General features: G+C 38.2%; 24 protein-coding genes. 10 read left to right on the top strand and 14 right to left on the bottom strand.

The features are described from left to right. Positions 1-15: 15 nt before the first annotated feature. Both H5115_RS03495 and H5115_RS03490 read right to left on the bottom strand, forming a co-directional pair. Positions 16-225, bottom strand: a complete 210-nt coding sequence (locus tag H5115_RS03495; protein ID WP_039485081.1) for a histidine kinase — start codon at positions 223-225, stop codon at positions 16-18. 14 nt (positions 226-239) lie between these two features. Next, the gene (locus H5115_RS03490) at positions 240-1,580 is read right to left on the bottom strand and encodes a sigma-54 dependent transcriptional regulator (protein ID WP_039485084.1); all 1,341 of its coding nucleotides are present in this window, start codon (positions 1,578-1,580) and stop codon (positions 240-242) included. A 234-nt stretch (positions 1,581-1,814) separates the two neighbouring features. Between H5115_RS03490 and H5115_RS03485 the strand changes: the two genes are divergently transcribed. Both H5115_RS03485 and H5115_RS03480 read left to right on the top strand, forming a co-directional pair. Next, positions 1,815-2,330, top strand: a complete 516-nt coding sequence (locus tag H5115_RS03485; protein ID WP_182753670.1) for an NUDIX hydrolase — start codon at positions 1,815-1,817, stop codon at positions 2,328-2,330. Between the two features lie 216 nt (positions 2,331-2,546). Next, complete coding sequence (locus H5115_RS03480; protein ID WP_182753669.1) at positions 2,547-3,923, top strand: NAD-dependent succinate-semialdehyde dehydrogenase; 1,377 nt, start codon at positions 2,547-2,549, stop codon at positions 3,921-3,923. 157 nt (positions 3,924-4,080) lie between these two features. On the opposite strand, the gene H5115_RS03475 is transcribed toward H5115_RS03480, so the two are convergent. After that, positions 4,081-4,428 (bottom strand): hypothetical protein, encoded by a 348-nt coding sequence (locus H5115_RS03475; RefSeq protein WP_182672852.1) that lies wholly within the window; start codon positions 4,426-4,428, stop codon positions 4,081-4,083. 338 nt (positions 4,429-4,766) lie between these two features. Here H5115_RS03475 and H5115_RS03470 point away from each other — a divergent pair, with 338 nt between their 5' ends. Next, on the top strand, positions 4,767-5,402 hold the full coding sequence (locus H5115_RS03470; RefSeq protein WP_182672853.1) for a hypothetical protein: 636 nt from the start codon (positions 4,767-4,769) through the stop codon (positions 5,400-5,402). Between the two features lie 107 nt (positions 5,403-5,509). On the opposite strand, the gene H5115_RS03465 is transcribed toward H5115_RS03470, so the two are convergent. The 3 genes from H5115_RS03465 to H5115_RS03455 form a co-directional block, all read right to left on the bottom strand. Beyond that, on the bottom strand, positions 5,510-6,592 hold the full coding sequence (locus tag H5115_RS03465) for an endonuclease/exonuclease/phosphatase family protein (protein ID WP_182672854.1): 1,083 nt from the start codon (positions 6,590-6,592) through the stop codon (positions 5,510-5,512). A gap of 23 nt (positions 6,593-6,615) precedes the next feature. Continuing rightward, positions 6,616-6,978, bottom strand: a complete 363-nt coding sequence (locus tag H5115_RS03460) for a hypothetical protein (RefSeq protein WP_002958080.1) — start codon at positions 6,976-6,978, stop codon at positions 6,616-6,618. Positions 6,979-7,054: 76 nt separating this feature from the next. After that, the gene (locus tag H5115_RS03455; RefSeq protein ID WP_024595124.1) at positions 7,055-7,303 is read right to left on the bottom strand and encodes a TIGR03643 family protein; all 249 of its coding nucleotides are present in this window, start codon (positions 7,301-7,303) and stop codon (positions 7,055-7,057) included. Between the two features lie 123 nt (positions 7,304-7,426). Here H5115_RS03455 and H5115_RS03450 point away from each other — a divergent pair, with 123 nt between their 5' ends. The 3 genes from H5115_RS03450 to H5115_RS03440 all read left to right on the top strand — a co-directional run bounded on the left by H5115_RS03450 (position 7,427) and on the right by H5115_RS03440 (position 10,937). Continuing rightward, positions 7,427-8,116, top strand: a complete 690-nt coding sequence (locus H5115_RS03450) for an ABC transporter substrate-binding protein (protein ID WP_182753667.1) — start codon at positions 7,427-7,429, stop codon at positions 8,114-8,116. A gap of 29 nt (positions 8,117-8,145) precedes the next feature. Further along, the gene (locus H5115_RS03445; RefSeq protein ID WP_182753665.1) at positions 8,146-8,802 is read left to right on the top strand and encodes a YoaK family protein; all 657 of its coding nucleotides are present in this window, start codon (positions 8,146-8,148) and stop codon (positions 8,800-8,802) included. 74 nt (positions 8,803-8,876) lie between these two features. Next, entirely contained in the window at positions 8,877-10,937 is a 2,061-nt protein-coding gene (locus tag H5115_RS03440) for a TonB-dependent receptor (RefSeq protein ID WP_182753663.1), read from the top strand. A 36-nt stretch (positions 10,938-10,973) separates the two neighbouring features. On the opposite strand, the gene H5115_RS03435 is transcribed toward H5115_RS03440, so the two are convergent. After that, positions 10,974-11,765 carry a helix-turn-helix domain-containing protein gene (locus H5115_RS03435; RefSeq protein ID WP_182753661.1) on the bottom strand — a complete coding sequence of 264 codons (792 nt, stop codon included), beginning with the start codon at positions 11,763-11,765 and terminating at the stop codon, positions 10,974-10,976. A 105-nt stretch (positions 11,766-11,870) separates the two neighbouring features. Here H5115_RS03435 and H5115_RS03430 point away from each other — a divergent pair, with 105 nt between their 5' ends. Further along, positions 11,871-13,067, top strand: a complete 1,197-nt coding sequence (locus tag H5115_RS03430) for an MFS transporter (protein WP_310736280.1) — start codon at positions 11,871-11,873, stop codon at positions 13,065-13,067. On the opposite strand, the gene H5115_RS03425 is transcribed toward H5115_RS03430, so the two are convergent. From H5115_RS03425 to H5115_RS03415, 3 genes are all read right to left on the bottom strand, one after another. Further along, positions 13,056-13,277: a hypothetical protein gene (locus tag H5115_RS03425; RefSeq protein ID WP_024605837.1), complete on the bottom strand. Its 222-nt coding sequence runs from the start codon at positions 13,275-13,277 to the stop codon at positions 13,056-13,058. The two genes, H5115_RS03430 and H5115_RS03425, sit on opposite strands and share 12 nt — an antisense overlap. A 97-nt stretch (positions 13,278-13,374) precedes the next feature. Next, the gene (locus H5115_RS03420; RefSeq protein WP_182753658.1) at positions 13,375-13,788 is read right to left on the bottom strand and encodes a GFA family protein; all 414 of its coding nucleotides are present in this window, start codon (positions 13,786-13,788) and stop codon (positions 13,375-13,377) included. A gap of 468 nt (positions 13,789-14,256) precedes the next feature. Beyond that, positions 14,257-15,246, bottom strand: coding sequence for a fatty acid desaturase (locus H5115_RS03415; protein WP_182753656.1), 990 nt, complete (start codon positions 15,244-15,246; stop codon positions 14,257-14,259). Between the two features lie 435 nt (positions 15,247-15,681). Here H5115_RS03415 and H5115_RS03410 point away from each other — a divergent pair, with 435 nt between their 5' ends. Further along, entirely contained in the window at positions 15,682-16,062 is a 381-nt protein-coding gene (locus H5115_RS03410) for a hypothetical protein (protein ID WP_182753654.1), read from the top strand. 201 nt (positions 16,063-16,263) lie between these two features. Beyond that, complete coding sequence (locus tag H5115_RS03405; RefSeq protein ID WP_182753652.1) at positions 16,264-17,070, top strand: hypothetical protein; 807 nt, start codon at positions 16,264-16,266, stop codon at positions 17,068-17,070. A 414-nt stretch (positions 17,071-17,484) separates the two neighbouring features. Here H5115_RS03405 and H5115_RS03400 read toward each other — a convergent pair whose 3' ends face one another. From H5115_RS03400 to H5115_RS03385, 4 genes are all read right to left on the bottom strand, one after another. Further along, entirely contained in the window at positions 17,485-17,958 is a 474-nt protein-coding gene (locus H5115_RS03400; protein WP_182753650.1) for a GNAT family N-acetyltransferase, read from the bottom strand. Positions 17,959-18,143: 185 nt separating this feature from the next. Beyond that, positions 18,144-20,579, bottom strand: coding sequence for an ABC transporter permease (locus H5115_RS03395; RefSeq protein ID WP_182753648.1), 2,436 nt, complete (start codon positions 20,577-20,579; stop codon positions 18,144-18,146). A gap of 81 nt (positions 20,580-20,660) precedes the next feature. Beyond that, positions 20,661-21,395, bottom strand: coding sequence for an ABC transporter ATP-binding protein (locus H5115_RS03390; protein WP_310736279.1), 735 nt, complete (start codon positions 21,393-21,395; stop codon positions 20,661-20,663). Between the two features lie 11 nt (positions 21,396-21,406). Further along, the gene (locus H5115_RS03385) at positions 21,407-22,657 is read right to left on the bottom strand and encodes an efflux RND transporter periplasmic adaptor subunit (protein WP_182753646.1); all 1,251 of its coding nucleotides are present in this window, start codon (positions 22,655-22,657) and stop codon (positions 21,407-21,409) included. 355 nt (positions 22,658-23,012) lie between these two features. On the opposite strand from H5115_RS03385, the gene H5115_RS03380 reads away from it, so the two are divergent. Further along, positions 23,013-23,183 carry a hypothetical protein gene (locus H5115_RS03380; protein WP_259396315.1) on the top strand — a complete coding sequence of 57 codons (171 nt, stop codon included), beginning with the start codon at positions 23,013-23,015 and terminating at the stop codon, positions 23,181-23,183. Positions 23,184-23,282 lie beyond the last annotated feature (99 nt).

Genomic DNA, 23,282 nt, shown 5'->3' with positions numbered 1-23,282 from the left:
TACAACACTTAATATTTATTGAGAGTCTGATATTTTTTGCAAACTTTCGCTGCACTGTTGGCAATTATTGATAATTTTATCAAGTGCATCTAACGCTTTTTCTTTTGGCATATCGTTTTCAAGTACCAATTTAATCAGCTCAGCATTCATCGAAATACGATTTAGCGGCCCTCTTGCATCGTGTACTAATTTATTGAGTTGCTCTGTTTGGTTATCGGATGTCATGCCCTTCCTCAAATCTATTTATATTCGCCAATACCGCCATATGCATTAAGGCGGTTATAAAGTGTTTTAGTACTAATACCCAGCATTTGTGCAGCAAGCGTTTTATTACCTTGCACCTTATCAAGCGTTGCATGAATAAGTTCTTTTTCAACTTCTTCAATTGTTTGCCCTGCTGATACAGGCTTTTCGGCAGCTTGATTATTAACGCGCGAAAAAGGTGACTCTAAGTTATCAGGTAAAATAATGTCGCTGGTTTGTGGGTCGCTCATGATAAATGCACGGTGTATAGCATGGCGGAGCTCTCGCACATTACCCGGCCATTCATAGCTTTGCAGCTCTTTGAGCTGTGCGGCAGTCCAACTAAAGGCAGTGCCGTTTTCGTCATTAAGTTGATCTAAAAAGGCTTTCGCTAATAAAGGTACATCTTCTTTTCTATCGCGAAGTGGCGGTATATCAATAGGAAAAACAGCCAACCTAAAGTAAATATCTTCACGAATAACATTATTTTGTGCTAAATCGGTAAGCGAGCGGTTAGTAGCTGAAATAACACGGCAATTAGTTGGTATTTCTCTGTTACCACCTACGCGTGTTACCTTTTTAGTTTCAAGCACTCGCAGTAAATTTGGCTGCATATCAATTGGCATTTCAGTTACTTCATCTAAAAACAAAGTACCGTTATTTGATTGCTCAAATACACCTTCTTTACGTGCAATTGCGCCTGTAAATGCGCCTTTTTCGTGGCCAAATAACTCACTACCAATTAACTCTTTTGAAAGTGCGCCACAGTTGCTAGCAACTAATGGCCCTTCGCACTGGCTTGCGTTATGAATAGCTTGAGCCACTACTTCTTTACCTGCACCACTTTCACCCATAAGCATCACGTTAGCATTTGTTTTAGCTACACGTTCAATCATGTTGTAAAGCTTTTGCATTGGCTCAGATTCACCAATCAAACCGCCAAAGTGGCGTACAATACCGCTCGACTTTGCTTTTTTAACTGCTTTTTTAGGGCCATTTAAAACGAGTTCTAAATCTTCACGTTGTAATGGTTTTAATAAATGCCCTACATTTGGCTCACACATATCAGCTAAAATACCTTTAACTGAAGGATGGCCCGAAATAAGTGTAATTTTTGGAGATTGCCCAATCGTTTTTAAGTGATCAAGTAAGTGCAAACCGCTACCATCAGGCAGCATAAAATCAAGCAGCACATGATCAAAGGCATTATTTTCAAACCATTGATGTGCTTCTTTTAAACTGGTAGCTGTGCTTATATTGTGGCCGAGGAATTCGACTATGTGGCAAACAACGTCACTAAATTCAACGTCGTCATCTACTAAAAGTATGTCTAACATGATAAATCCCTATGCTTTTTCCTTATTCTACGCATCCTAGATATTAATTTAAAGGTGCGCCCAGAATCTAATTTTTAAAATAAACTTAAGCGATTAAATGCTATTAATGTTACTAACCTAATATTTACGTATGCTGAAAAAAATCGATCATAAATTATGATTAATAATTAAAATCGTTTCTATTTATAGAATGGTAGCAACTATTATTATTAAAAACCTAAAAAAGGAGACGAAATGCAGCAATTAAAAACCTTAATACATTCAGGTATTAATATTGACCAAGGCACTCAATTTACACGCTTAACAGCTCGCGCCATTGTAATTAAAAATAATAAAATACTTTTAATGTATACAAACCGTTATGAAGACTACAGCCTACCCGGCGGTGGAATAGATCACGGCGAAAGTATTGAGCAAGGCTTAATTCGCGAACTAAGCGAAGAAACTGGTGCACAAAAAATAAGTGTAGTTAAAGCCTTTGGACTATATGAAGAGTATCGCCCTTGGTATAAAGACGATTTTGATATTATTCATATTAAATCGTATTGCTTTGTATGTAGTATTGCCGACGAGTTTGGCAAAGCGCAGTTAGAGCATTACGAGCAGCAAAATGGCATGACAGCCAAATGGGTTGATATTAACGACGCAATTGCACATAACGAGCGCACCATTGCTAACAGTGAAAAACAAGGGCTTTCTATTTTACGAGAAACTTACTTATTAAAGCGCATTGCAAAGGAGCTAATATAAAGCTCTGTGTTTGTCCCAGAGGGTGTTGTAAATTTTGCAACGCCCAGAATATTTTACTACCTCGAGCACCTCAATTTTTATATTTAAAAAATACCCCTTCAGCAAAAATCTAAATTTAACTAATAAAATCAGATGGATAAAAACAAAAGCAACTTTTTTTAAAAACTGGCTCTAGCCTTGCACCTTTTAAATAACTAAATTTGTAAGGAGATAGAAATGAGTAACACAGTTAAAACGATTAATCCCGCAACTGAGCAAACCATTGAAACCTATACACTACTTTCTCAAAAGGAAGCAGAACAGGTAATCGAAAAATCTCACGAAACATATTTAAAATGGCGATTAACGTCATTCACTGAACGTGCAAAATACCTTAATAAGTTAGCCTCACTCTTTGAAGATCAAAAAGAAGCTATTGCAAAACTCATGACCGAAGAAATGGGTAAAGTTTATGAGCAAGGCTTTCAAGAAGTTGAACTATGTGCAGGAATTTGTCGTTATACAGCCGAACAAGGCCCACAAGTACTTGCTGACGAAGAACGTGATATGGACGGCGGCCGCGCAATTATCAGCTACCAACCAACAGGTGTACTATTAGGTATTCAACCGTGGAACTTTCCGCTTTATCAGGTAATTCGCTACAGTGCTGCTAACATCATGGCGGGTAACACAACCGTATTAAAACATGCTGGTAATGTATTTGGCATGGCTGAAAAAATAGAAGAGCTATTTAAACAAGCTGGTTTCCCAGAGTATTGCTTTAACAATCTACTTATCGACGGCAAAACAGCCAGTTCTTTAATTTCGCACAAAGCAATTAGCGGCGTAACCTTTACCGGTAGTGATGCGACAGGTAAAAAAGTAGCAGAAGAAGCAGGTAAACACGTTAAGAAAACAGTGTTAGAGCTTGGTAGTAACGACGCTTACTTAGTACTTGATGATGCAGACCTAGAGCTTGCAGTTAAAACCTGTGTAACCGGGCGCATGATCAATAACGGTGAAACGTGTGTTTCAGCTAAACGTTTCGTTGTTGTAGAGTCACTTTACGATGACTTTAAAGCGCAAATTAAAGCGCAATTTGAAGCCATGAAAATGGGCGATCCAATGGCTGACGATACAGACTTAGGCCCAATGGCACGTGAAGACTTACGCGACGGCATTCACGACCAAGTAATGGAATCAGTTAAAGCAGGTGCAAACATAGTAACGGGCGGCGAAATACCTTCGCAAACAGGCTATTACTACCCACCTACTCTACTTGATAACTTAGCCCCTGGTATGCCAGCCTATGACGACGAATTATTTGGCCCAGTAGCTTCGCTTATTAAAGCCAAGGACAACGACGATGCAATGCGCATCGCTAACGACTCTCGCTACGGTTTAGGCGGCGGTATTTTCTCTAAAGATGAGAAAAAAGCCATTGAACTAGCTAAAAAGTACTTTGACACCGGCATGATCAATATTAACGGCTACGGTTTAGCACAACCTAACCTACCGTTTGGTGGTGTTAAAGAAAGTGGCTACGGCCGAGAGCACGGCGGCTTTGGTATGCGCGAATTTGTGAATATCAAATGTATTATGATCAATAGCTAATTTAGCTTTAAATACTAATACATTAGAAAACCTAAAAGTGGGTAACCGCTTTTAGGTTTTTTAACTTTAAAATTAGATTAAAGAAGAGCTTAGTCTCTACTAAGTTCAAACCACAAAGCAACTACACAGTAATAACTGTAAATGAGCAGTTTACTTTTTAATCATTATCAACATAAAAGAATAATATAATAAATTCAGAGGCACTAATTGCAGCTAGCTGCATTATCAGCAAAAACATAATACCAATCCCAGCCTGAGGGTCAGGTTCAATACCAAAGACAAGTACTGGCGCTAAAGTAATAGTACATAATGCAGCTATAATTCTAATAAAAATGAGCCGTTTATTTTCATAGTTCTTAGCGTTAGCTAAAAAATATAGAAGCAAATAAGGCAACAGCATAAACGCAAAGCCAATTTCAGTTGGCATCCAGTACTTAATAGCAACAGCAACTAAAGATAAAACAGCAAGCGCTCTTACCGGATAATACATTTTTTTATAATTCACATGCTTTCCTTTGCACGCAGTGCTTTATTAGCACCAAATAAAATATCGCCGAACAATATAAAAACTTTAACTATGCAATGCAATCTATTTCACTAGACTTAACCTGACAGGCAACAATGAGTGATAAGCGGTCATTGAGATAGTAGTCACTAATTTAGTAAGAATAAGAGGAAACTTTCCCATTTTTTTACATGTTTATATAAATAACAGAAAGCATAATATTTATAGCTGGCAATGACTTAAACTGTTTGCTATTAATGTAAGTTCACAAAATAAGGACGTTTTCGCGCTAAAATAGGGAAAGTGTCCTCTGATAAAGTGTCATAGGGATATCAAGTATGGGTGCAAGTGAAGAGCTATTGGAGTCAACTAAAAACTGGCGAGATATCGTTCAGTTAAATGCAAGAACTGATTCGCTAAATGCCTTCGTTGATGCAATTGTTTCATCAAGCTCAGAGGTAGACAAAATCTCTAGCTGGACGCTTGGAGCTGGCGGGGCAATCGCTGGTCTAATTATCGCAAACATTGATAAGCTTGGAGCTAAGCATTTTGACATCGCTGATATCAAAGTCATGTTGTTAATTCTAACTTCTTCTATTTTATGTGGTTTAGCGCAAAAATCATTAGCCCTTAAATGTGCAGTTCACGTACAAGTTAAAGGCGTATTATCTCTAAAATTAAAAGAGATAATGACTGTTTTTGAATTATATGAGGAGAAAATTGAGCAGCAGATTAATAAGCATAAGTTAGATCTAACTATAGATTTTAACCTGCAAGAGGTAATAACTAGGTTTGTTGAGTTATCTCCTTTTTATATCAAGTGGTTAGTTAAAAAACAAACATCAAAGACAATCGCCGACCCTGAATATGGTCCAAGGCTAATATTAAAAATCTATTACAGACAAAACTTATGGTTTGTGCTTCAAGCTATAGCATTTATAGGCTTTATATTGTTTACAGTACTATCCCTATAAGAAGAGTCTAAGGTTACGACAGTCTGCTTATTGCACTTTCTAGCCAATTCATTATTTTTGTCGGATGGCGTGGCTTCGCCACTTATCCGACCTACACTGCCTAATAACTATAACTTTTCCTCAAACCTCGGCACTTTTCGCTTGTCTGCCTTATTCATAGCAAGCTCTTGGATTTCTTCATGCTTTAGATCTTCGGGTTTATCTTCTAGTGACTCCTGATTGGCGTTCTCAAAAGAAAGCTCAGTCAGTAGCGCAAAGTGATCAGAGCCATACTTAGCTAAGCGCTTAATACGCTTTACTTTAAAGCCTTCGCTGTGAAATAAGTGATCGAGCGGCCAACGCATAAAAAAGTAACTTGCATGAAAGGTGTTATAAAAACCACGGCCTTTTCGAGGGTCTAAAAAGCCACTTATTTGCATAAACAAACGAGTGCTGCGCGACCATGCTACGTCGTTTAAATCTCCGGCAACTATAGTAGGCCGTGTAGGGTTTTTAAGTGCTTTAGCCACCATTATTAGCTCTGAGTCGCGCGGACGCGATGAGTCTTCCTCTGTCGGGCTTGGCGGTGCTGGGTGAATAAAGTGCCCTTGCATTTGCAGGCCTTCATCGTTTTCAAACAGAATATGAATTGAAGGAATATCTTCTTCTATTAGCTCACATATTTGTGCATCGAGTATTTTAAACTTGCTGTATAAGTGCATGCCATAACGATTGTCTTTAGGGCATTCTATGTAATACGGGTAATTTTTTTTAATGACTGATAATTTATTTTCCCACCAGCTATCGCTTTCAAGCGTAATGAGCAGGTCGGGTTGGTGCTCATCTACAAGGCTAATTAGCTGCTCACTTTTATGGTTCGACATAAGTACATTTGCCGACATAATTCGTACGCTGTGGTCTATATGCTTTGGTGCGCTTTGCACTTCTTTTTTAGCAAGCCACGTATACGGGTAAATCCATTTACCTTGTAAAATCATTATAAATAATGAGGTTAAGGCTATAAATACATAACCTATTGCGCTACTTTGCCATAATAAAAACAACGATGTAACGGCTACAAAACTGGCAATATAAAATACTTGTAAGCGCACAAAGTCGCAGCTACGCACTAAGTAATGCTGGCTGTACGACATAGGCAACAAGGTAACCAGTAAAAAAAAGCCAATAATTATAGCCAGCGCAATAAGCATTTTAATATCCTTATAAAGTTAGTTTAGCGACTTAAGATTGAAAGTATTTCTCGGGTATCGTGCACCATGTGAATAACTGTACGGTCTATTTCAATACTCACTGTACCATTATCTCTAGAGCGTTCAATCACTCTACCTCGTTTATATAAATCACGATCTAAATAGTCGCCTCTGTGGTAGCTTTTACTTAGCCCTGGTGGCGTCCAACCTGCGCGAATTAACTGCTTTGCCTCTTTTTTAGAAAGGTAGTCATTGTCGTTGTGTTTATGTGAATGATGCTTATTATGGCCGTGTTTATGACCATGCTTATCTTTATGCGGTTTCGCATCTGCGCTTATTGAACATAAAGCCAATGCTATTAGTGTTGTGTATGTTAGTGCTCTCATAAATAATCTCTAGCGTAATTAATAGCTAAAGGTTAACAAACACGGCTGAACATCATATGAAACAGCTTACACTTATTTAACGTTGTTTATATTGTGTTTTACAGTGGCTTCGCATAATAGCGGGATCGCGTAATTTTAAGTGTTTTGTTTTACGACCAGCATGGCGTTTACGCCACACTTTAAAACTGCCTTTTGAAATATGTTCGCGCATAAATACCACCAGCTGCGGGTATTTTAATCCGTATAACTGCTCTATTGCCTCAAAAGGGGTTCTATCTTCCCACGCCATTTCGATAATGCGTGACTGCTGCTCTGCGTTAAACATGGTATATCTCACAAAATTTAACTTATACGCTAGGTAAAAATACTTAGATCAATGCAATTAAGCTCAGTAACTGTATAATTGGCGTTCAATTTATGTATTTTAAAAGATATCGAATTTATATTTATGCGCGCAATATTTCTGTTTTTAGCTTTAACTTTACCTTCGTTGTTACTTGCAGCGCCAAGTAAAACCCTGCGCTGCGTAACAACTCACTACCCGCCTTTTACTATTTACGATGAAAAAGAAGATACATTCACAGGTTTAGATATTGAATACTTAACCTTTATTGAGCGTAATTTAAATCTTAAAATTGACGTAATTCATCTGCCATGGGCGCGCGTTAAAAAAGAAATGGCGCTGGGCTACTACGACTGCTATTTCTCTTTGGCCAATACAAAAGAGCGAGCAGAGTATTTAGATTTTACAAGCGTGCCCTTGCATACTACTAAGTATGGTTTATTTGCTTTAAACAAAGATAAATTGCTCACTGACGATTTATCAAATACCCCAATAGCAATGCTGCGCGGCGTTCCTGTGCCTGAGGTTATTGCTAAAAAGTATAACCTTGATGAGAATAATCTGCTTCGTTCACTTTCAACTAAAGACACTTTTGAGCTGCTAGAAAAAAATCGCGTTGAATACGCAATAACTAACTATCAAGCGGGTTTGTGGTACTCAAAGGAATATAAAAACGTATCCGCTAGGCAGCTCAATGAGTTTACGTTTCCTACTTACATTGCTTTTAAGCGTGGCGTAATAGATACAAAATTAGTTGATGAGCAAATAAAGCGTTTTAAAGCGCAAACTCAATAATTAACACTGTACACGTTAAGAGATAACCAATGTTTACAAAACTACCAAAGTGGGTTGAATATGGCGCGTTTACGCTCGCATTTATAGCGGGCATAGTAAACGCTGTAGGCTTATTAGGATTTGAGCACCAGGCTATTTCGCATGTATCTGGCTCTGTTACTTTACTTGGTATCAAAGCAATAACTAATTCTAGTACTGCCTTATTGTTACTTTCAATAATTGTTAGCTTTATGTTGGGTTCGGCACTGTCGGGCTTTTTGCTCTCTGGTGGCTCATTAAAACTTGGTCGTCATTACGACACTTTGCTTTTTATTGAAGGATTGCTACTACTTGCGAGTGCTTATTTACTCAAAAACACATTCGTTTACGGCATTGTTTTAACGTCTGCTGCGTGTGGGTTACAAAATGCGCTAGCAACTAATTACAGTGGTGCTGTTATACGTACGACACATTTAACCGGTATTTTTACTGACCTTGGTTTAATGCTAGGTAAAGCGCTTAAAGGTGAGCAATTTGATACCCGTAAAGGCGTTATGTTTTTACTCATTATTGCAGGCTTTTTACTAGGCGGTATAACCGGCTACGTTTTATTTAAGTATTACTTAGTGCTGGCTTTGGTGTTTCCTGCTGCGGCTTGTTTTGTTTTATCAATTACGTATCGGATTTATAGGTTACGTACGCTTTAACGCAACAATTTTAAATGCATATTAAAACCGCATATTATAGAGGCAATGCAATATAGATCACTTTCAAGGAATGTATGAAACCTTATTTTTTGCCGCTGATATTACCCTTTAGCCACACTGCGTTTGCCAATAATCAAAACAACGATGCAATAGAAACCATAACAACTACGGCATCACGTATTGAAGCGCTATCTACCCCAATGCCTTTATCAATAAGTACACTCAGCGAAGCGCAGCTAAATAGCATAGCGCCTACCCATATTGAAGAAGCCCTGCAACGTGTAGCAGGAGCTAATATTCAACGCGGAAATGGCCAAGAATATTTACCCGCACTTCGCTCCCCCGTACTTTCGGGCGCTGGCGCTTGTGGTGGCATATTGACTTTGGAGGATGGCATACCACTGAGAGCCGCTGGGTTTTGTAACATAAACGAGCTATTTGAGGCGCACAGCGAAATGGCGCAGCGCATTGAAGTACTAAAAGGCCCTGGCTCTGCACTTTATGGCTCAAACGCTGTGCATGGTGTTATTAATGTAATAACGCCCGACACCACACAAGGCGGTGGCTTAGTTGGTTTAGATTATGGCTCGTACGGTTATACTCGCTACAAATTACGCGCAGGGCAAGATTACGGCAACAGCGGTATAGGCATTAACGCAAGTGTTACCGACGATAGCGGTTACCGCGACGACGAAAGCGTAGAGCAACAAAAAGTAAATATTCGCCATCGCTATTCAAATAATAATTTATTACTTACCTCAGGCCTTACTTACACAAATCTTAATCAGCAAACGGCTGGATTTATTACAGGCTTTGAAAGCTATAAAAACGAAGACCTCGCGCAAAAAAACTTTGACCCTGACGCTTTTAGAAAAACACGCGCATTTAGAGCATGGAGCAATGCAACATGGCAATTAAATAACGATGATGTGCTCTCTACTACGTTATATTTTCGCGATCAAAGCATGGACTTTTTTAAGCACTTTTTACCCGGCACACCGCTTGAAACAAACAGTCAAACTGGTTTTGGCATACAATCGCTTTATCAACATAATTTACAAAGCAATGTAAAAGTAAACCTCGGGCTTGATGGCGAATACACGCAAGCCGACTTTATTCAAAGCCAAAACGAGCCAACGCAAGGCTCTGCATTTTTAGTGGCTACAGTACCCCAAGGTAAGCATTACGATTACGATGTAAACGCCACGCTTTATGCTCCTTTTGCATCTGTTGATTGGCAATTAAATAAGTGGTTACTTACCGCAGGTGTGCGTTACGAGCATATGCAGTACGACTACACCAATAATATGCTAGCAGGTAGAACAAAAGACGATGGCACAGAATGCGGCTTTGGTGGTTGCCGATACAGCCGCCCAGCAAGCGCTAAAAATAGCTTTAGTAATTTATCGCCAAAGCTTGGGGTAAGTTATCAGTACAATACAAATAACACGCTTTATGCGAACTTTTCTCGCGGTTACAGAGCGCCACAAGCGGCTGAGCTATACCAATTACAACGCGAGCAAACTACTGCAAATTTAAGCGCCGAAATAGCGAATAACGCAGAGTTTGGTATTAAAGGAATTTACGAAAAACTACGTTATGGTGTGTCACTTTACGCTATGAGTAAACACAATACGATTTACCGCGATAGCGACTTTTTTACGGTCAATAATGGCAGCTCTCGACATCGTGGTATTGAGCTTGAGCTTGACTACCAGCTAACTAGGTCGCTTGCACTTAACTTTACTGGCACTCACGCAAAGCATACTTACACTAACAACCAAGTACTTAATGGTTTAAATATAAACGGCAACGACATAGATACCGCGCCGCGTAATATTACTAATCTCGATTTAACATGGCAGGCATTAAATAACGCGCAATTTGCTTTGCAGTGGCACCGCGTTGGTAACTACTACACCGACCCAGAAAACTTAAATAAATACCAAGGGCATGATGTTTTAAGCCTGCGTGCTCAATGGCAAGTTACTAATAACCTTGAGGTGCTTGCCCGCATTATTAATTTAACCAATGAGGCTTATGCAGAGCGCGCCGATTACACCAGTTTTACCGGCGACAGGTACTTTCCTGGCAAACCTCGTAACGCCATGCTTTCGGCAACTTATACGTGGTAGTGCTTATTTAAAGACTAAGCTTATTTAAAGACTAAACTAATTTAACTGATTTAAGTCGCTCATGTATTTCATGGGCGACTTTTTCATCACTTTTTTAAACATAGTAATAAATGCACTCACCGATTCATACCCTAGTAACTCCGACACCTGCTGCACACTTTGCTTATCAGAAAGCGCCTTTAAAGCTGTAATTATATGTAATTGCGTACGCCATTTTCCAAATGTCATACCGGTTTCTTTTTTAATTAACCGCGCTAATGTGCGCTCAGTTAACGCAAACTGCTTAGCCCATTGTGGTAGTGTTTTTCGATTGTTTGGCATGTTTATTAACTGATCGCTCATAATTTGAATTACCTCGTTTTTAGATAATACAAAATCAAGAGGCTGTACGGGCATATCGATAAGTTGATCAAACAACACCTGCGCTAAACGTGCTGTTTTACTATTTAAAGCATAGTGCTGATTATGTGCAGCCAACTCGCACATTAGCTCTTTAACTAGCGGCGTAATGGCTAACGTACAGGTATTTAGTGGCATACCGCTTTTACTACTATCAATAAATAAATGGCAAAACTGCGCGTTATCAGACGCCCTATTACTATGCACCTTTTGTGCTGGGATCCAAATTGCACTGTGCGTAGGCACCATCCACATTTTTGCCGACACTTCACATGTTACATAACCATGCAGCGCTAAAATTAACTGCCCTTTTGGATGAATGTGCAGAGGGATTTCGTGACTTGCATGGGCGTGCTCTATTTTGGCTATTATGGGCTGCGCCATAGTTTCAAAATTTTTAATGTCGTCCCAACCAATTGCATCAAACATAGTTTTGTCTGTTTTTAGTTATTTAATGTCATTATCTCTAAATTATAGTTTTTGCTAAGCCTTTATACTAGCGCCCATTAAATATTAGCTTTAATGGCATCTTTTTTGTTAAATAACACACCCAAATCACGCTTTGCTGGCATATTACTTGTGCTTGGCATATTACTTATTGCCGCAAATTTACGCGCCACATTTACAGGTATTGCACCTGTGCTTGAACAAATAATTAATCACTTTGGGCTTAGCGCATCACAAGCTGGTTTTTTAACAACATTGCCACTCATTGCCTTTGCGGTTGTATCGCCAATGGCCGCAACCCTTGCTAAAAAGCAAGGGTTAGAGCGCACCTTGTTTTTGGCTTTGTTATTTATACTTGCAGGGGTTGCAGCGCGGGTAATAAATACCTCAGCTATGCTTTTTGTAGGCACCGCTATTATTGGTGTGGGCATTGCCATCGCAAACGTATTATTACCAAGTTTAATTAAGCGCGACTTCCCTGCAAAGGTTGCGTTAATGACCTCAGCCTACGTGCTTACTATGGGCGTGGTATCGGGTGGGTTTTCTACTTTGGTATTTCCGCTTAGTCAGTTAAACGGATTAGGATGGCAACTTGCGCTGGGCTCATCAGCTCTTATTACTTTGGCGAGTATTATTGTATGGATGTCGCAATTAAGTAAGCACACAAAACCTGTCAGTATTGCTCAACACACCGACACGTCAAAAAGTGTATGGCGTTATTTACTAGCATGGCAAATTACCCTACTGCTGGGCTTAAACTCGTTTTTAAATTATATAATTATTACGTGGTTACCAAACATATTAACCGAAACCGGTCACTCAGCTACCCAAGCAGGTGCTTATCATGGTGCTTTTCAAATAGCGACTGCATTACCGGGTTTAATATTAATCCCCCTATTGGCAAAATTAAAAGATCAAAGCACGCTTAGCTTTATTTTAGCCATGTTGAGTGCACTCAGTGCATTGGGGCTGCTTTACATGCCTAGCTTTGCTTTTGTTTGGACCCTAATGCTGGGTTTTTGCTCTGGAGCGTGTTTTATATTGGGGCTGTCGTTTATTAGTTTACGAACTGACGATTCGCAACAAGCAGCGTCGCTTTCGGGAATGTCGCAAAGCGTAGGTTATTTGCTCGCGGCTATTGGTCCTATGCTAGCTGGTGCATTACACACTACAACAGGCAGTTGGAGTGCGCCATTGTGGTTGTGCGCTATTGCCGGAGTACTGTGTGCTTTATGTGGTTTGGGTAGTGGTAAAAACACCACTTTAGCTAAATCAGCTAACTAGCTGCTGTAACCACGAAAATAAACCAGACGAAGGTTTACTACTCGCGTGCTTTTGCTCATAGCGTTTATTCGTTGCTTCACGCTGTTCACGGCGCTCTTGTGCTAAATTAGCTTTTGCAGCAAAACGCAAGCGCTGCTCTTGAGTAAGCTCATCATTGAAACTAATGGCTGTTTTTTTCACTGCTCGGCTGCTTTTAGGTGAACTACACATATTATTCTCCAAATGACTGACTTATAAGTAGACAGTCATTTGGTTAAATAAATTTCAAACCGCTTACTAAAAAAGTAATACTGATAACCCCAAATAACTAATTTTGTGGGGTTGTATCAAATGCAGGTACTTTGTGTAAACCGCTCAACCAGCTCAATGTTGATTTAGCCCAAATTTGTGCTGTTGGCGTAAACTGATCACGCTGATCAACCGCACCAATACGCAAGCCATATACACGGTCAGCTTTAGCTTCGTTAGTTGCATAAAGTGTTGTACCACATGTGCCACAAAAACCTTGCGCACGCTTGTTACCACTTTGCGCTGTTTTAACAAACTCTTTTGGCTCGCCTTTAGTAAAAACGACTGAGTTAGGCTCTGCAATTATGACTGCTCTAAATGGGCCGCTCGACATACGTTGGCAATCGCTACAATGGCAAACAAGTGCGTTGTTATTTTGAGACTTTGCTTGGTATTTAATTTCACCACAGTAACAGCTTCCAGTAATTTCCATTATTTAAATCCTTAATGCTTATGAAGATTGAATCGAGATATAAGACCGGCAATATCGATTCATTATTTTTAAAATATAAAAAACTGCTCGCCGGTTCATTTGTATGTTCGGTTAGATTTTTAATTTTTGAGAGTGATTTTTTAAAAGTTGAGCAAGTGCTAAAAACATGATCCGATCTTTTAAATAAAACAGCAATACCACGTTAAGCTAATAGCGTAACGTGGTGCGTCTAAATTATTTTTATACCAATTCGCTTAATTAAGTAGTCTATTTTGAGGCAATAAAACCGTGTCGATAGCAAGGCAAAAAATTCGTTATTTAGTTGTTCTATATGAGAATTTTTTAACGAAGTTAACGTGCGGTTTAATCCCTCAAATTGATTATGTACTATTGAGATTTGGTATTAATATGCGTTCAAATTATAAAATAAGAATAGCAATGTAAAACCTCCCCTAATGTTGGAGGTAATTATTTAAATGCATTGGCATTTTTAATGCTGTCAAAATCGTTAAAACGCACGTTATGTTGTTGCATCACTTTAAGTATTTTTTCACTTAGCATTTGGCGTAAATAAAACGGCTGATTTGGCACAAAGTGGTGGATGGTATGCGTTTTTCCAAAATTAAAACAAAACAAGTGAAACGGCATAAATAAACGGCTTGTTAGTACATGAGTTTGCTCAAGCATGTTATTAACGCCGCCGTAGTAATGCATGCTTGAGGTAACAAAATTAAGCGAGCTTGAGCGAATAATATTAGGCACAATAAGCACGACCATTAAAAAATCAAACACGTTCATTGTGCTTAACAACCAGCTAGGCGAATTTAGCGAAAGTGGTATAAATAAATCCACGATATGAAACACAATAACACTATATAAAACAGCAAAATAAGCAGTAGTTATCGGAAACCCTGCATTAAAAACACTCGAAAAACTAAAGCCATTAATTTCTTTTCTAAAACGTTTGGTAGAAATAACTAACCCTAATAACCCATCTACAATAACTAGCGCACGTAAAAATGGATTTTTAATACCGTTTCCCACCAAGCGTTCTTCTAGGTCTTGTTGTGTGCCTGAGGTTTTGTGATGGTGTAAATGCATTTTACGTCGGTACCATGGGCTAATAGTATTTGGCCGCATTAACCATACTACTAACATCATAAAATTATGCATAAACGGCTGGTTACTAAAGTATTGTTTATGTATAAGGTCGTGTTCTAACTCATGGGAAATAGACGCAGCAATAGCCGCAAGCACTATGCACACCCAAGCAGGTATTATGGCTAAATAATATAAAACCCCAACGCCAATAAGAGCACTCAGCGACAGCAATAAAATGATTAACCCTAAGGTATTTTGATGTGCAAGTAATGGATGCTTTTGGCGAAGTAATGCTTCCTCAGCCTTAATTGCTTTAACAATCGCTTGAATGTTCTGTTTGGCACTTAACGTGTTCATAAATAGCAACTGATAATCAAAGTTGCGCAGATCATACCCGAATAAATAAAAAGCTGCTATAGCGAGATTAGCGGTCAGTAGCCTGATAAATGCTCGTTGATTGTTTTAGCTACTTTGTAACAAGCGATTGCACCTCTATTGATCTTCTAACCTCACTCCATGTAACCTATTATAGAGACAATTAGCTTTACTTCGTTAAAACCTATTGTTTCAGTCCTAACAACATTTTATTTTTCACTATCAAATACAGTTTTAGCTAACAAGCCTGCTGAGGAGTTAGCTGCATTGCCGAGTATCCATGCAAGGGAGCATGTCGTATAAGCCTTTTAAAAAAAGGCACCTAAAATAAATAAAAATAGCATTGAAATCAATGATATGTTACCACTACTTAGACAACCTACGGTAATGACATGATTAGTTTAATTTGGAGAATTTATGTTTATTCGTTTTGTAGTTGATGATGTCTGTAAAGATTCCGAGCAACGGTTAGGGGTTTTTCAGGCTGTTAGCTACCTAAAAGAAGATAATATATTTTTTGACTATGAACTTGATCATGCCGAATATCTACTAGATTGGTTTAATAAAAACTTAGAATCACCTTTTGACCACCTTAACAAGCAAAAGCTAAAAAAGTCAGATGTTTATATCAGCTGGTTTAAGATTTCAGCAATCGAGCACATTGCCAAAGTGAGAGAGCTTGTTTCTATGCTTGAAAATAGAGATATATTTGTAGACCAAGTAAGAGCTATTAACCCTGGAAAAATAGTTTACCAAGATAATTTTCAAGTATTTGCTAAGCCATTTAAGAAGTTTTAAGTTAATCTCCTCATACGAAGAGCCATTCTGATCTAGAACCAAACAAAGTTCACTTAAAATAAACCAAAAATAAAACTTACCTGAAGCATAACTCAGCAGTTACCTACACCTTCTTACAATATTTTACAGTATTTTTTTGGGAACATCGTATAGTTGTAAATCGTATAACATATATCAAATCACAGTAGTCGAGAACAATTTATGAACAAAACAATTCTATCTCTATCAGTTGCAACCGCACTTTTAATAACAGGGTGTGGAGGTGGTAGCTCTTCTAAATCGGAGCCTATTACTAAAAGCACTATTTCAGAGGGTAAGATAACAGATAGTAATTTAGCTTTAGGTATCTTGAATATGAGAGCACAAAGTATTGACTTTGAATTTACTCTCTCAAAAAGCCAAAACAATCAAATCACAAAGATAGAAAAAAATGTATATGGAGTAGAGCCTTATATTGATAATGACGATGTGTCTATTTTAAGAATTAATGAAAGCTTAGATTTCTCGATATCTACACCAGGCGATAATAAGTTAAAAATTGTTAGCCTAGATCCAAATACTAAAGAAAGTGTTTCAAATACAGTAGAAAGAAACTTTCAATCTGCTATTGAGGAGTCAGCTCAATACGCACTTGTTGTATATTCTGATTTTGATTCTGAACAAAAAAGTTCCAAAATTAAAACTGATATCATCAAGCTGGATAATAATTTAAATGATGGAACATCTATTGAAATTGACATCTTTAATTTTACAAAGCTAGATAACATTAGCTATCGTGTAAGTTGTTCAAGTGGCAGTTCAATAGATATAAAAGCCGAAAACGAAAATTCACATGAAACAGTTGCGTGTCCTAGCGGCCAAGATTTAGCATCCATTAGTCTCTTAAATAAAGGTACAACGCTTACGTTTGGGTATAGTTACTTACCTGGTGTGAAATACTCCTTAATAATTGGACAAGACAAGGAAGGCCAAGTAATTAGCCGACTAGTTAACAAAGAAACTTTCTAGTTCTTATGCTAAAAAGTGTTTAAGCTGCACTTTTAAAATTGCAGTTAATTTAAATCAAGCATATTCCACAATATAACTACGGTTGGTTAAGTTAGCCGTAGTTATAAAAAACAGGTCTTTTAATCTGTAAAAATAATTACAGGAAACTAAGGTAATCGTCAGATCAGGTCTTATTTTGGCTTTTATGGTAAAAGGCAAGGTGCAAGACCAGACTCTGTAGAGTTTCACAAACTAATTTAAGCCTTCAAGTTCATCCTCATTTACTTCTTATTCTCTTCTCTTTGTGCAAATAATCTTTAATTGAGTTATTCACAAAAAAATTAAGAGGGGCTGTGCTTTAGGGCAATAAGTAAATGCCTGACATATTAAAGTATAAATTTGTATGCTAGTTAACTTACGCTATGCCCCTTATTATTAAACAGCCCGACTTTTAATCATTGCTAGCTTTTCAATACCGTGCTCTGGGGTCCATCGTTTAAACTCAACAAAGCCATGTTTTTTGTATAGCTTAATTGCGGGTTCGTTAACTACGGCGGTTTCAACAACAATAGTCGATAGATTGACTGGAGCAGTACTTGCAAAATCATTAAGTACAAAGTGCATTAATCTATTCGCAATACCTTGTCGAAAGTATTCAGGGTCAACCGTTAAGCTATTAATTTCTAATTGACTGTTATTAGTTTCCAGCTCAATAACCCCCGCGAGTGACTCGCTCACATACAATCCATAAAAAAGCGTTTGCGAATTTTGTATATCAGTATCAGTGCGCGATAAAGGCGGAAAATTCTGCGCACCTATTAATTCAGCTTCTATTTTATAAGAACGTTGAAAGGTGGTGTAAATTTGCTTTGCGACTGCCTCATTTGCATTGTCTAACTTTGCAGTCATTGACTGAAATCCCTATTGTAGCATTTTTAGTTGTACAGATTGCAGATAATAACATTCAGCCCGTACCATCTTTATAATTATTATTAACTTATCAACTAGCTCTTTTATAAAGTGTTTTTAAAATAGCTAGTTGAAGGAGCTGATTTAAGCCTTTTACCCAATCAGTCCCTCCTAAACTACACACTTTACTGTTGTGCTCCTTGTACACCGTAAATTGCAGGGCGCTTTAGCTGGGCACTTAAAGGTAAATAACACGCCAGTGCACCGAGGCTAATTACAAATAATAAAGTTATGAATAACATACCAAGCTGCATAATTTGCGGTACTCCATCCGCAATCAGTTGTAGTGGTTGTTGTAAAGCCAGCAATAACGCAATACTGAATATTATACCCGTTACGATTGCGCTGCCATTTTGTTTAAATACTAACAAAAACAATGCCAGTGGCTTTGCGCCAACACACAAGTGAATACCAATTTCAGCGCGTCGTAACTGCACTGAGTAACGTATAATACTCAGCAAGCCAATGCTGGTTAATACTATTGTCGCAACAATTAGCATTATCGTTGTAGCTGATACAACATACTGTCGAAACAATGCAGTATCACGCTGAGAATTTAGCGACTCAAGTTTATGCACCGAAATACCTGCATCTATTTTTTGCAGTAATGTATTGAGCGTTTGCTTTTTTAATTGTTGATTATTTTTAAGCTCTACAATAAATGAGCGATACCCTTGACGAGTCAAAAAGGCTTTTGGCTCTTTTAGTGCTTTACCTGAAATTGGCATCGCCTTAACAATACCTATAATTGTTAAGTCGTTTTCACGGCCAGATGTAATATCAAAACTTAGGCGCATCCCTAACGCATTACCATCACTTGATAACTGCTTGGCAAGTACATCATTGATAACGATTACATTAGCGTCACTTTTAACATCTTCAGCTGTAAAACTACGCCCTTGCAGAATAGGTTGTTTAAGTACTGAAAAATAATGCTCATCAACGGCTTTACCAAACGGTAGCACTTGTCTATTGTGCGTAACTTCAATGAGTGACCAAGTAATTAAATTATCATTGATAGGTGAGGATGAGCGGCTAATCTGAGCGACTTCTGGCAATAAAGCTATTTCATTAGCTGCTTGATTTAGTACTTGGTTTGCTTTTTCTCTGTTTGCTGATAAATAATTAGCTAAGTTAATTTCAACACTGGTTAGTTGCTTAATAGGCAGTGTGAAAGCTTCTTTTATATTGGCATTATTAACGTTAAAGATTAAAAGGTTAATAAATAATAAAGTACATGTAATTGCAACCTGAAATGCCACCAAACTTTGCCAAACACGCTTACTTACCTGTACAGTTTTGCCTTTTCCTGCTGACTTTAAGCCACCGATTAGTTCACGATAATTAATAATACGCGTACACAAATAGGCAAATAGAGTGCTCAGTATTAAACAGCTCAATACCGCAATGAGTACTGAGGCCATATTAACCGACAACTCGCTTGCTCGAGGTAATATGGCCTGCGCTAAATGACTCAACTCAGCCAAAATAACTGCTGATAGAGTAAGACCTATAAAGCTTGCACTTCCTATTAATAATACAATTTCAAGCCAAAATTGTTTAAACAAAATAAACCGTGTTGCGCCTACGGCAGCACTTAGTGCTAAGGTATGCTTACGCGCAGCTGTACGAACTATAAATACATTGCTAATGTTTACACACGCAATAATAACCAAACCTAGCACAGCTAAAATAAGCCAATAAATATTTTTCGGCGTTTCTTTTAATATTACATTTTGCAGTGGATTAAGCTCAAGCTGAATATGCCAACCGGCAAAAAATGCCTCTGTTGTAATATGTTGCTGCCACACGTTATCAACATACTGAGATAGCTTTTTACTTGCTTGAACTCGATTTATATTACTTGGTAATTTAGCAACAAAATGGCTGTTTGAATAACGGTTCCACCAAAAAGGTTTGGCTTCTTCAGATGTTAGATTGTAATCCCAAGGCAGCCATATAGCCGTTTCTTGTCCTGTTTTGATAAGGGCTGGAGCTTTAAAATTGGCAGCAGCTACACCAATAATTTTAAATTGTTTCCCCCCTACACCCAGCTTTTGGCCAATAATATCTTCTTTAGCAGCAAAATCATTTATCCATGTTTGATAGCTGATCACTGCCACAGGATTAAAACTATCTAGCTTCTCTGTTTGGCTAAAACCACGCCCTAAATGTAACTTAATAGCAAATAAATCAAACCACTGCGGTGTTACAAATGATGTATTTACGATGGGCAAGCCAGCCACATCATCGAGGCGTTGTTGTGCGTAATACACCAAAGCGACTTGTTCAAATACGTTATGGTTTTTATATAAATCAATTAGCGCAGGGTAATTAAATGCACGTGTATTAAGCGACCCTGTTGAGTCTATTTGCGCATACTCAGCTTTAACTAACCGTGCTTGTTCAGGATAGGGCAGTGGCTTTATCAGCATAATATACGCAAGCGTAAGTACAGTAATTAACGCAGCCAAAACAATGCTCAAGGTTGCGACAACACTTACACTATAAATTTTATGTTGTTTAATATTGAGTAATGCATTTTTAAAATTATAAGTCATTACTTCACTCCTTTGAGTAACTGATTAATCACGGTTTTTGTTTTAAATATTTTCATCTTATTCTCGCTGATAAAGAGCTACTTAAGCATTTAATGGCTCTTTTACCGCTATTTCACCAAGTAATTCACCATCAAGGAGTTTTAGCTGACGACTTGCCATATCGGCATAGCGAGGATCATGAGTTACCATGCAAATAGTTGTTCCCGCATTATTTAAATCAGTCAATATTTGCATTACTTGGTCACCCGATTTTGAGTCAAGGTTACCTGTTGGCTCATCCACCAGCAAAATTGTAGGCTCTGCTACCAAAGCACGTGCTATGGCAACACGTTGTTGCTGACCACCTGAAAGTTGGCTTGGTTTATGGCTCATTCGATGCCCAAGCCCTACCTTTTCAAGACACGCTTTTACTTTTTCAGCAATCTCATGCTTGTTTGGTTTAGAGTGATGATAGCGAAGTGGCAATGCCACATTATCAAATACACTTAGTTCATCAATTAGGTTAAATGACTGAAAAATAAAACCTATTTTAGCGTTTCTAATCTCAGCAGCTTGATTTAGTTTAAGCTTAGAAACATTCACACCATCAATAAAATATTCACCACTCGTTGACATATCAAGTAAACCTAGGATTGATAATAATGTTGATTTACCGCACCCTGATGGCCCAGATATAGACAAATATTCACCACTGTAAACTTTTAATTCAATACTGCGAAGCGCATAAGTTTGCAGCTCATCAGTTTCAAAAACTTTACTAAGTGCTTTCATTTCTAGCACGACACTTTTAAGGGCTTTATTTATTTGCTCTGCCATTGCATTCATCCTTAATTTATGTGAATTGTTTGGTTGGTTTGAGTAAGGTTGGCTAAATCTGAAATTATTAACTGCTGATCAGCAGCTACACCACCTAACACTTCAATATAACGTCCAGCTAAACGACCAAATTTCACTTTAACTAAACTAGCATCACCTGATATTGGGTTAAGCTGATATAGCGCAACTTCGGTATAGGGTTTAACGTTTGCCGGGCGCTCTATGAAGGTAACATTAGTGAGCTTTGCAACAATAATATTTGCATCAACACTTAGTTGCGGCCTCACGTTTTCGGGTAATATTTTAGGCAAAGCAAGCTCTACTTCTACCGTATTATTAACTATTACAGGGCTTATACGCGTAACGCGCGCATCAACTATACCTCGACGTGTATCTACTTGTGCGACTTGGCCTAAACGAATATCATCAACCTGATTTTGTGGAACTTGGATCAAAGCAATTAAGTTATCAACCGAGCCTATTAATGCAATTTCTTGCCCTGCGTTCACACTTTGCCCAAGCTCTACAGGTAAGCGCTGTAACACACCATTTATCCCTGCTTTTATCGATAAATCAGTAAGCTTTGTTTGTGACATAACAACAATACCTTGCTGCTGTTTTATTTGCTCCAACTGAATACTTTGTGCCTCTTTATGCACTTCTTTTAACTGCTCTGCACGCTGCTTAGCAATGGCCAATTGCTGGCTAAGTTGCTGCTCGTCAAGCACACTACGCTGGTAATTTAAGGTTGATACAATCCCTTGCTTAACAAGGGCTTCTTCTGCTTTTAATTTTAGTTTGGCATTTTCATACGCAGCATAACTTTGTGCCACATGGGAGCGCTCATTTAACAGCTCTCGCGTATTATTAAGCTTTGTTTGGCGCAAGTTCGCATTCAATTTATTAAGCTCTTGCTCAGCACTTTGTAACTGTTGATCGAGTTCAGGGTTTGCAAGTTGCACAATTACAGAGTCGCTACTGACAATAGCGCCAGGCTTTAATAAAATAGCTTTAACTGTGGCGGCTGATTTAGCTGTAAGTAACTGCTGCTGTGCCGATTTTAACTCTCCATAACCCGTCACTGTAATGTCTAATGCGCCTTGCTTTAGCGTTGCAACGATAATATTACTACGCGAAACGGATACTCCAGCTTGGTTACTTTGTTGATAAATAACCCCAATTATTACAATAACAGCTGCGGCTAAAATTAATTTTTGCCAAACAGCTAAAGCTTTTGCATTTGTTGTTTTTGCTATATCCATATTTCACTGCTTAATGCTTTGTATATTTAAGGTATAGCGAAACACGTGCCAACATTAAAAACTAAATAAATACATGAGATTAACTACAATATTACTTAGTTTACTTAGCAAATAGCAGCAATAACGGACTCCTCAGTACCAATTTGAAACTCACAACCCTAATTTGCAAATTTATATTTTTATTAACCTCCTTCGCAGTGCCGAAATCGAACCTTCACAGTCCGATTTCGGACTAATGCATGAGTATTTAGCCCTGTTTAGTTATTAACAGTTTGAAATTCAACAGATAAAATCACTGGCATAGAAATCGCTTTACGCTACAATAATTTAGCTTATCCCTTTTACTTGGAATTTTATGCCTGCCACTATTTTGATCATCGAAGATAGCCCCGAAATTCGTCTAAGCGCGCGATTTATTTTAGAAGATAGTGGTTACCTAGTACTTGAATGCAGTGATCCTTTTGAGGCACAAGCATTGCTTGAAACAGACCAAACTGTGAGTCTTGTATCTCTCATTGATAAATGATTAGCTATCATTTATCACATCGAAGTCAGTGAGCTTGCCTGTGCGTCTAGTATTTCATACTGCTCCGTAGATAAAGCCCTGGCTTTCTATTCTCACAAA

The sequence above is a fragment of the Pseudoalteromonas sp. SR44-2 genome, from assembly GCF_014163745.1.
Lineage (GTDB): Bacteria > Pseudomonadota > Gammaproteobacteria > Enterobacterales > Alteromonadaceae > Pseudoalteromonas > Pseudoalteromonas distincta.
The sequence above is the reverse complement of the archived record's forward strand: the minus strand, read 5'-3'. Positions and strand labels throughout refer to the sequence as shown.

Excerpts from the sequence above, each read along its gene's own strand:
- H5115_RS03495 (WP_039485081.1), bottom strand. The coding sequence starts at position 225 with ATGACATCCGATAACCAAACAGAGCAACTCAATAAATTAGTACACGAT.
- H5115_RS03490 (WP_039485084.1), bottom strand. The coding sequence starts at position 1,580 with ATGTTAGACATACTTTTAGTAGATGACGACGTTGAATTTAGTGACGTT.
- H5115_RS03485 (WP_182753670.1), top strand. The coding sequence starts at position 1,815 with ATGCAGCAATTAAAAACCTTAATACATTCAGGTATTAATATTGACCAA.
- H5115_RS03480 (WP_182753669.1), top strand. The coding sequence starts at position 2,547 with ATGAGTAACACAGTTAAAACGATTAATCCCGCAACTGAGCAAACCATT.
- H5115_RS03470 (WP_182672853.1), top strand. The coding sequence starts at position 4,767 with ATGGGTGCAAGTGAAGAGCTATTGGAGTCAACTAAAAACTGGCGAGAT.
- H5115_RS03465 (WP_182672854.1), bottom strand. The coding sequence starts at position 6,592 with ATGCTTATTGCGCTGGCTATAATTATTGGCTTTTTTTTACTGGTTACC.
- H5115_RS03460 (WP_002958080.1), bottom strand. The coding sequence starts at position 6,978 with ATGAGAGCACTAACATACACAACACTAATAGCATTGGCTTTATGTTCA.
- H5115_RS03455 (WP_024595124.1), bottom strand. The coding sequence starts at position 7,303 with ATGTTTAACGCAGAGCAGCAGTCACGCATTATCGAAATGGCGTGGGAA.
- H5115_RS03450 (WP_182753667.1), top strand. The coding sequence starts at position 7,427 with ATGCGCGCAATATTTCTGTTTTTAGCTTTAACTTTACCTTCGTTGTTA.
- H5115_RS03445 (WP_182753665.1), top strand. The coding sequence starts at position 8,146 with ATGTTTACAAAACTACCAAAGTGGGTTGAATATGGCGCGTTTACGCTC.
- H5115_RS03440 (WP_182753663.1), top strand. The coding sequence starts at position 8,877 with ATGAAACCTTATTTTTTGCCGCTGATATTACCCTTTAGCCACACTGCG.
- H5115_RS03435 (WP_182753661.1), bottom strand. The coding sequence starts at position 11,765 with ATGTTTGATGCAATTGGTTGGGACGACATTAAAAATTTTGAAACTATG.
- H5115_RS03425 (WP_024605837.1), bottom strand. The coding sequence starts at position 13,277 with ATGTGTAGTTCACCTAAAAGCAGCCGAGCAGTGAAAAAAACAGCCATT.
- H5115_RS03420 (WP_182753658.1), bottom strand. The coding sequence starts at position 13,788 with ATGGAAATTACTGGAAGCTGTTACTGTGGTGAAATTAAATACCAAGCA.
- H5115_RS03415 (WP_182753656.1), bottom strand. The coding sequence starts at position 15,246 with ATGAACACGTTAAGTGCCAAACAGAACATTCAAGCGATTGTTAAAGCA.
- H5115_RS03410 (WP_182753654.1), top strand. The coding sequence starts at position 15,682 with ATGTTTATTCGTTTTGTAGTTGATGATGTCTGTAAAGATTCCGAGCAA.
- H5115_RS03405 (WP_182753652.1), top strand. The coding sequence starts at position 16,264 with ATGAACAAAACAATTCTATCTCTATCAGTTGCAACCGCACTTTTAATA.
- H5115_RS03400 (WP_182753650.1), bottom strand. The coding sequence starts at position 17,958 with ATGACTGCAAAGTTAGACAATGCAAATGAGGCAGTCGCAAAGCAAATT.
- H5115_RS03395 (WP_182753648.1), bottom strand. The coding sequence starts at position 20,579 with ATGACTTATAATTTTAAAAATGCATTACTCAATATTAAACAACATAAA.
- H5115_RS03390 (WP_310736279.1), bottom strand. The coding sequence starts at position 21,395 with ATGGCAGAGCAAATAAATAAAGCCCTTAAAAGTGTCGTGCTAGAAATG.
- H5115_RS03385 (WP_182753646.1), bottom strand. The coding sequence starts at position 22,657 with ATGGATATAGCAAAAACAACAAATGCAAAAGCTTTAGCTGTTTGGCAA.
- H5115_RS03380 (WP_259396315.1), top strand. The coding sequence starts at position 23,013 with ATGCCTGCCACTATTTTGATCATCGAAGATAGCCCCGAAATTCGTCTA.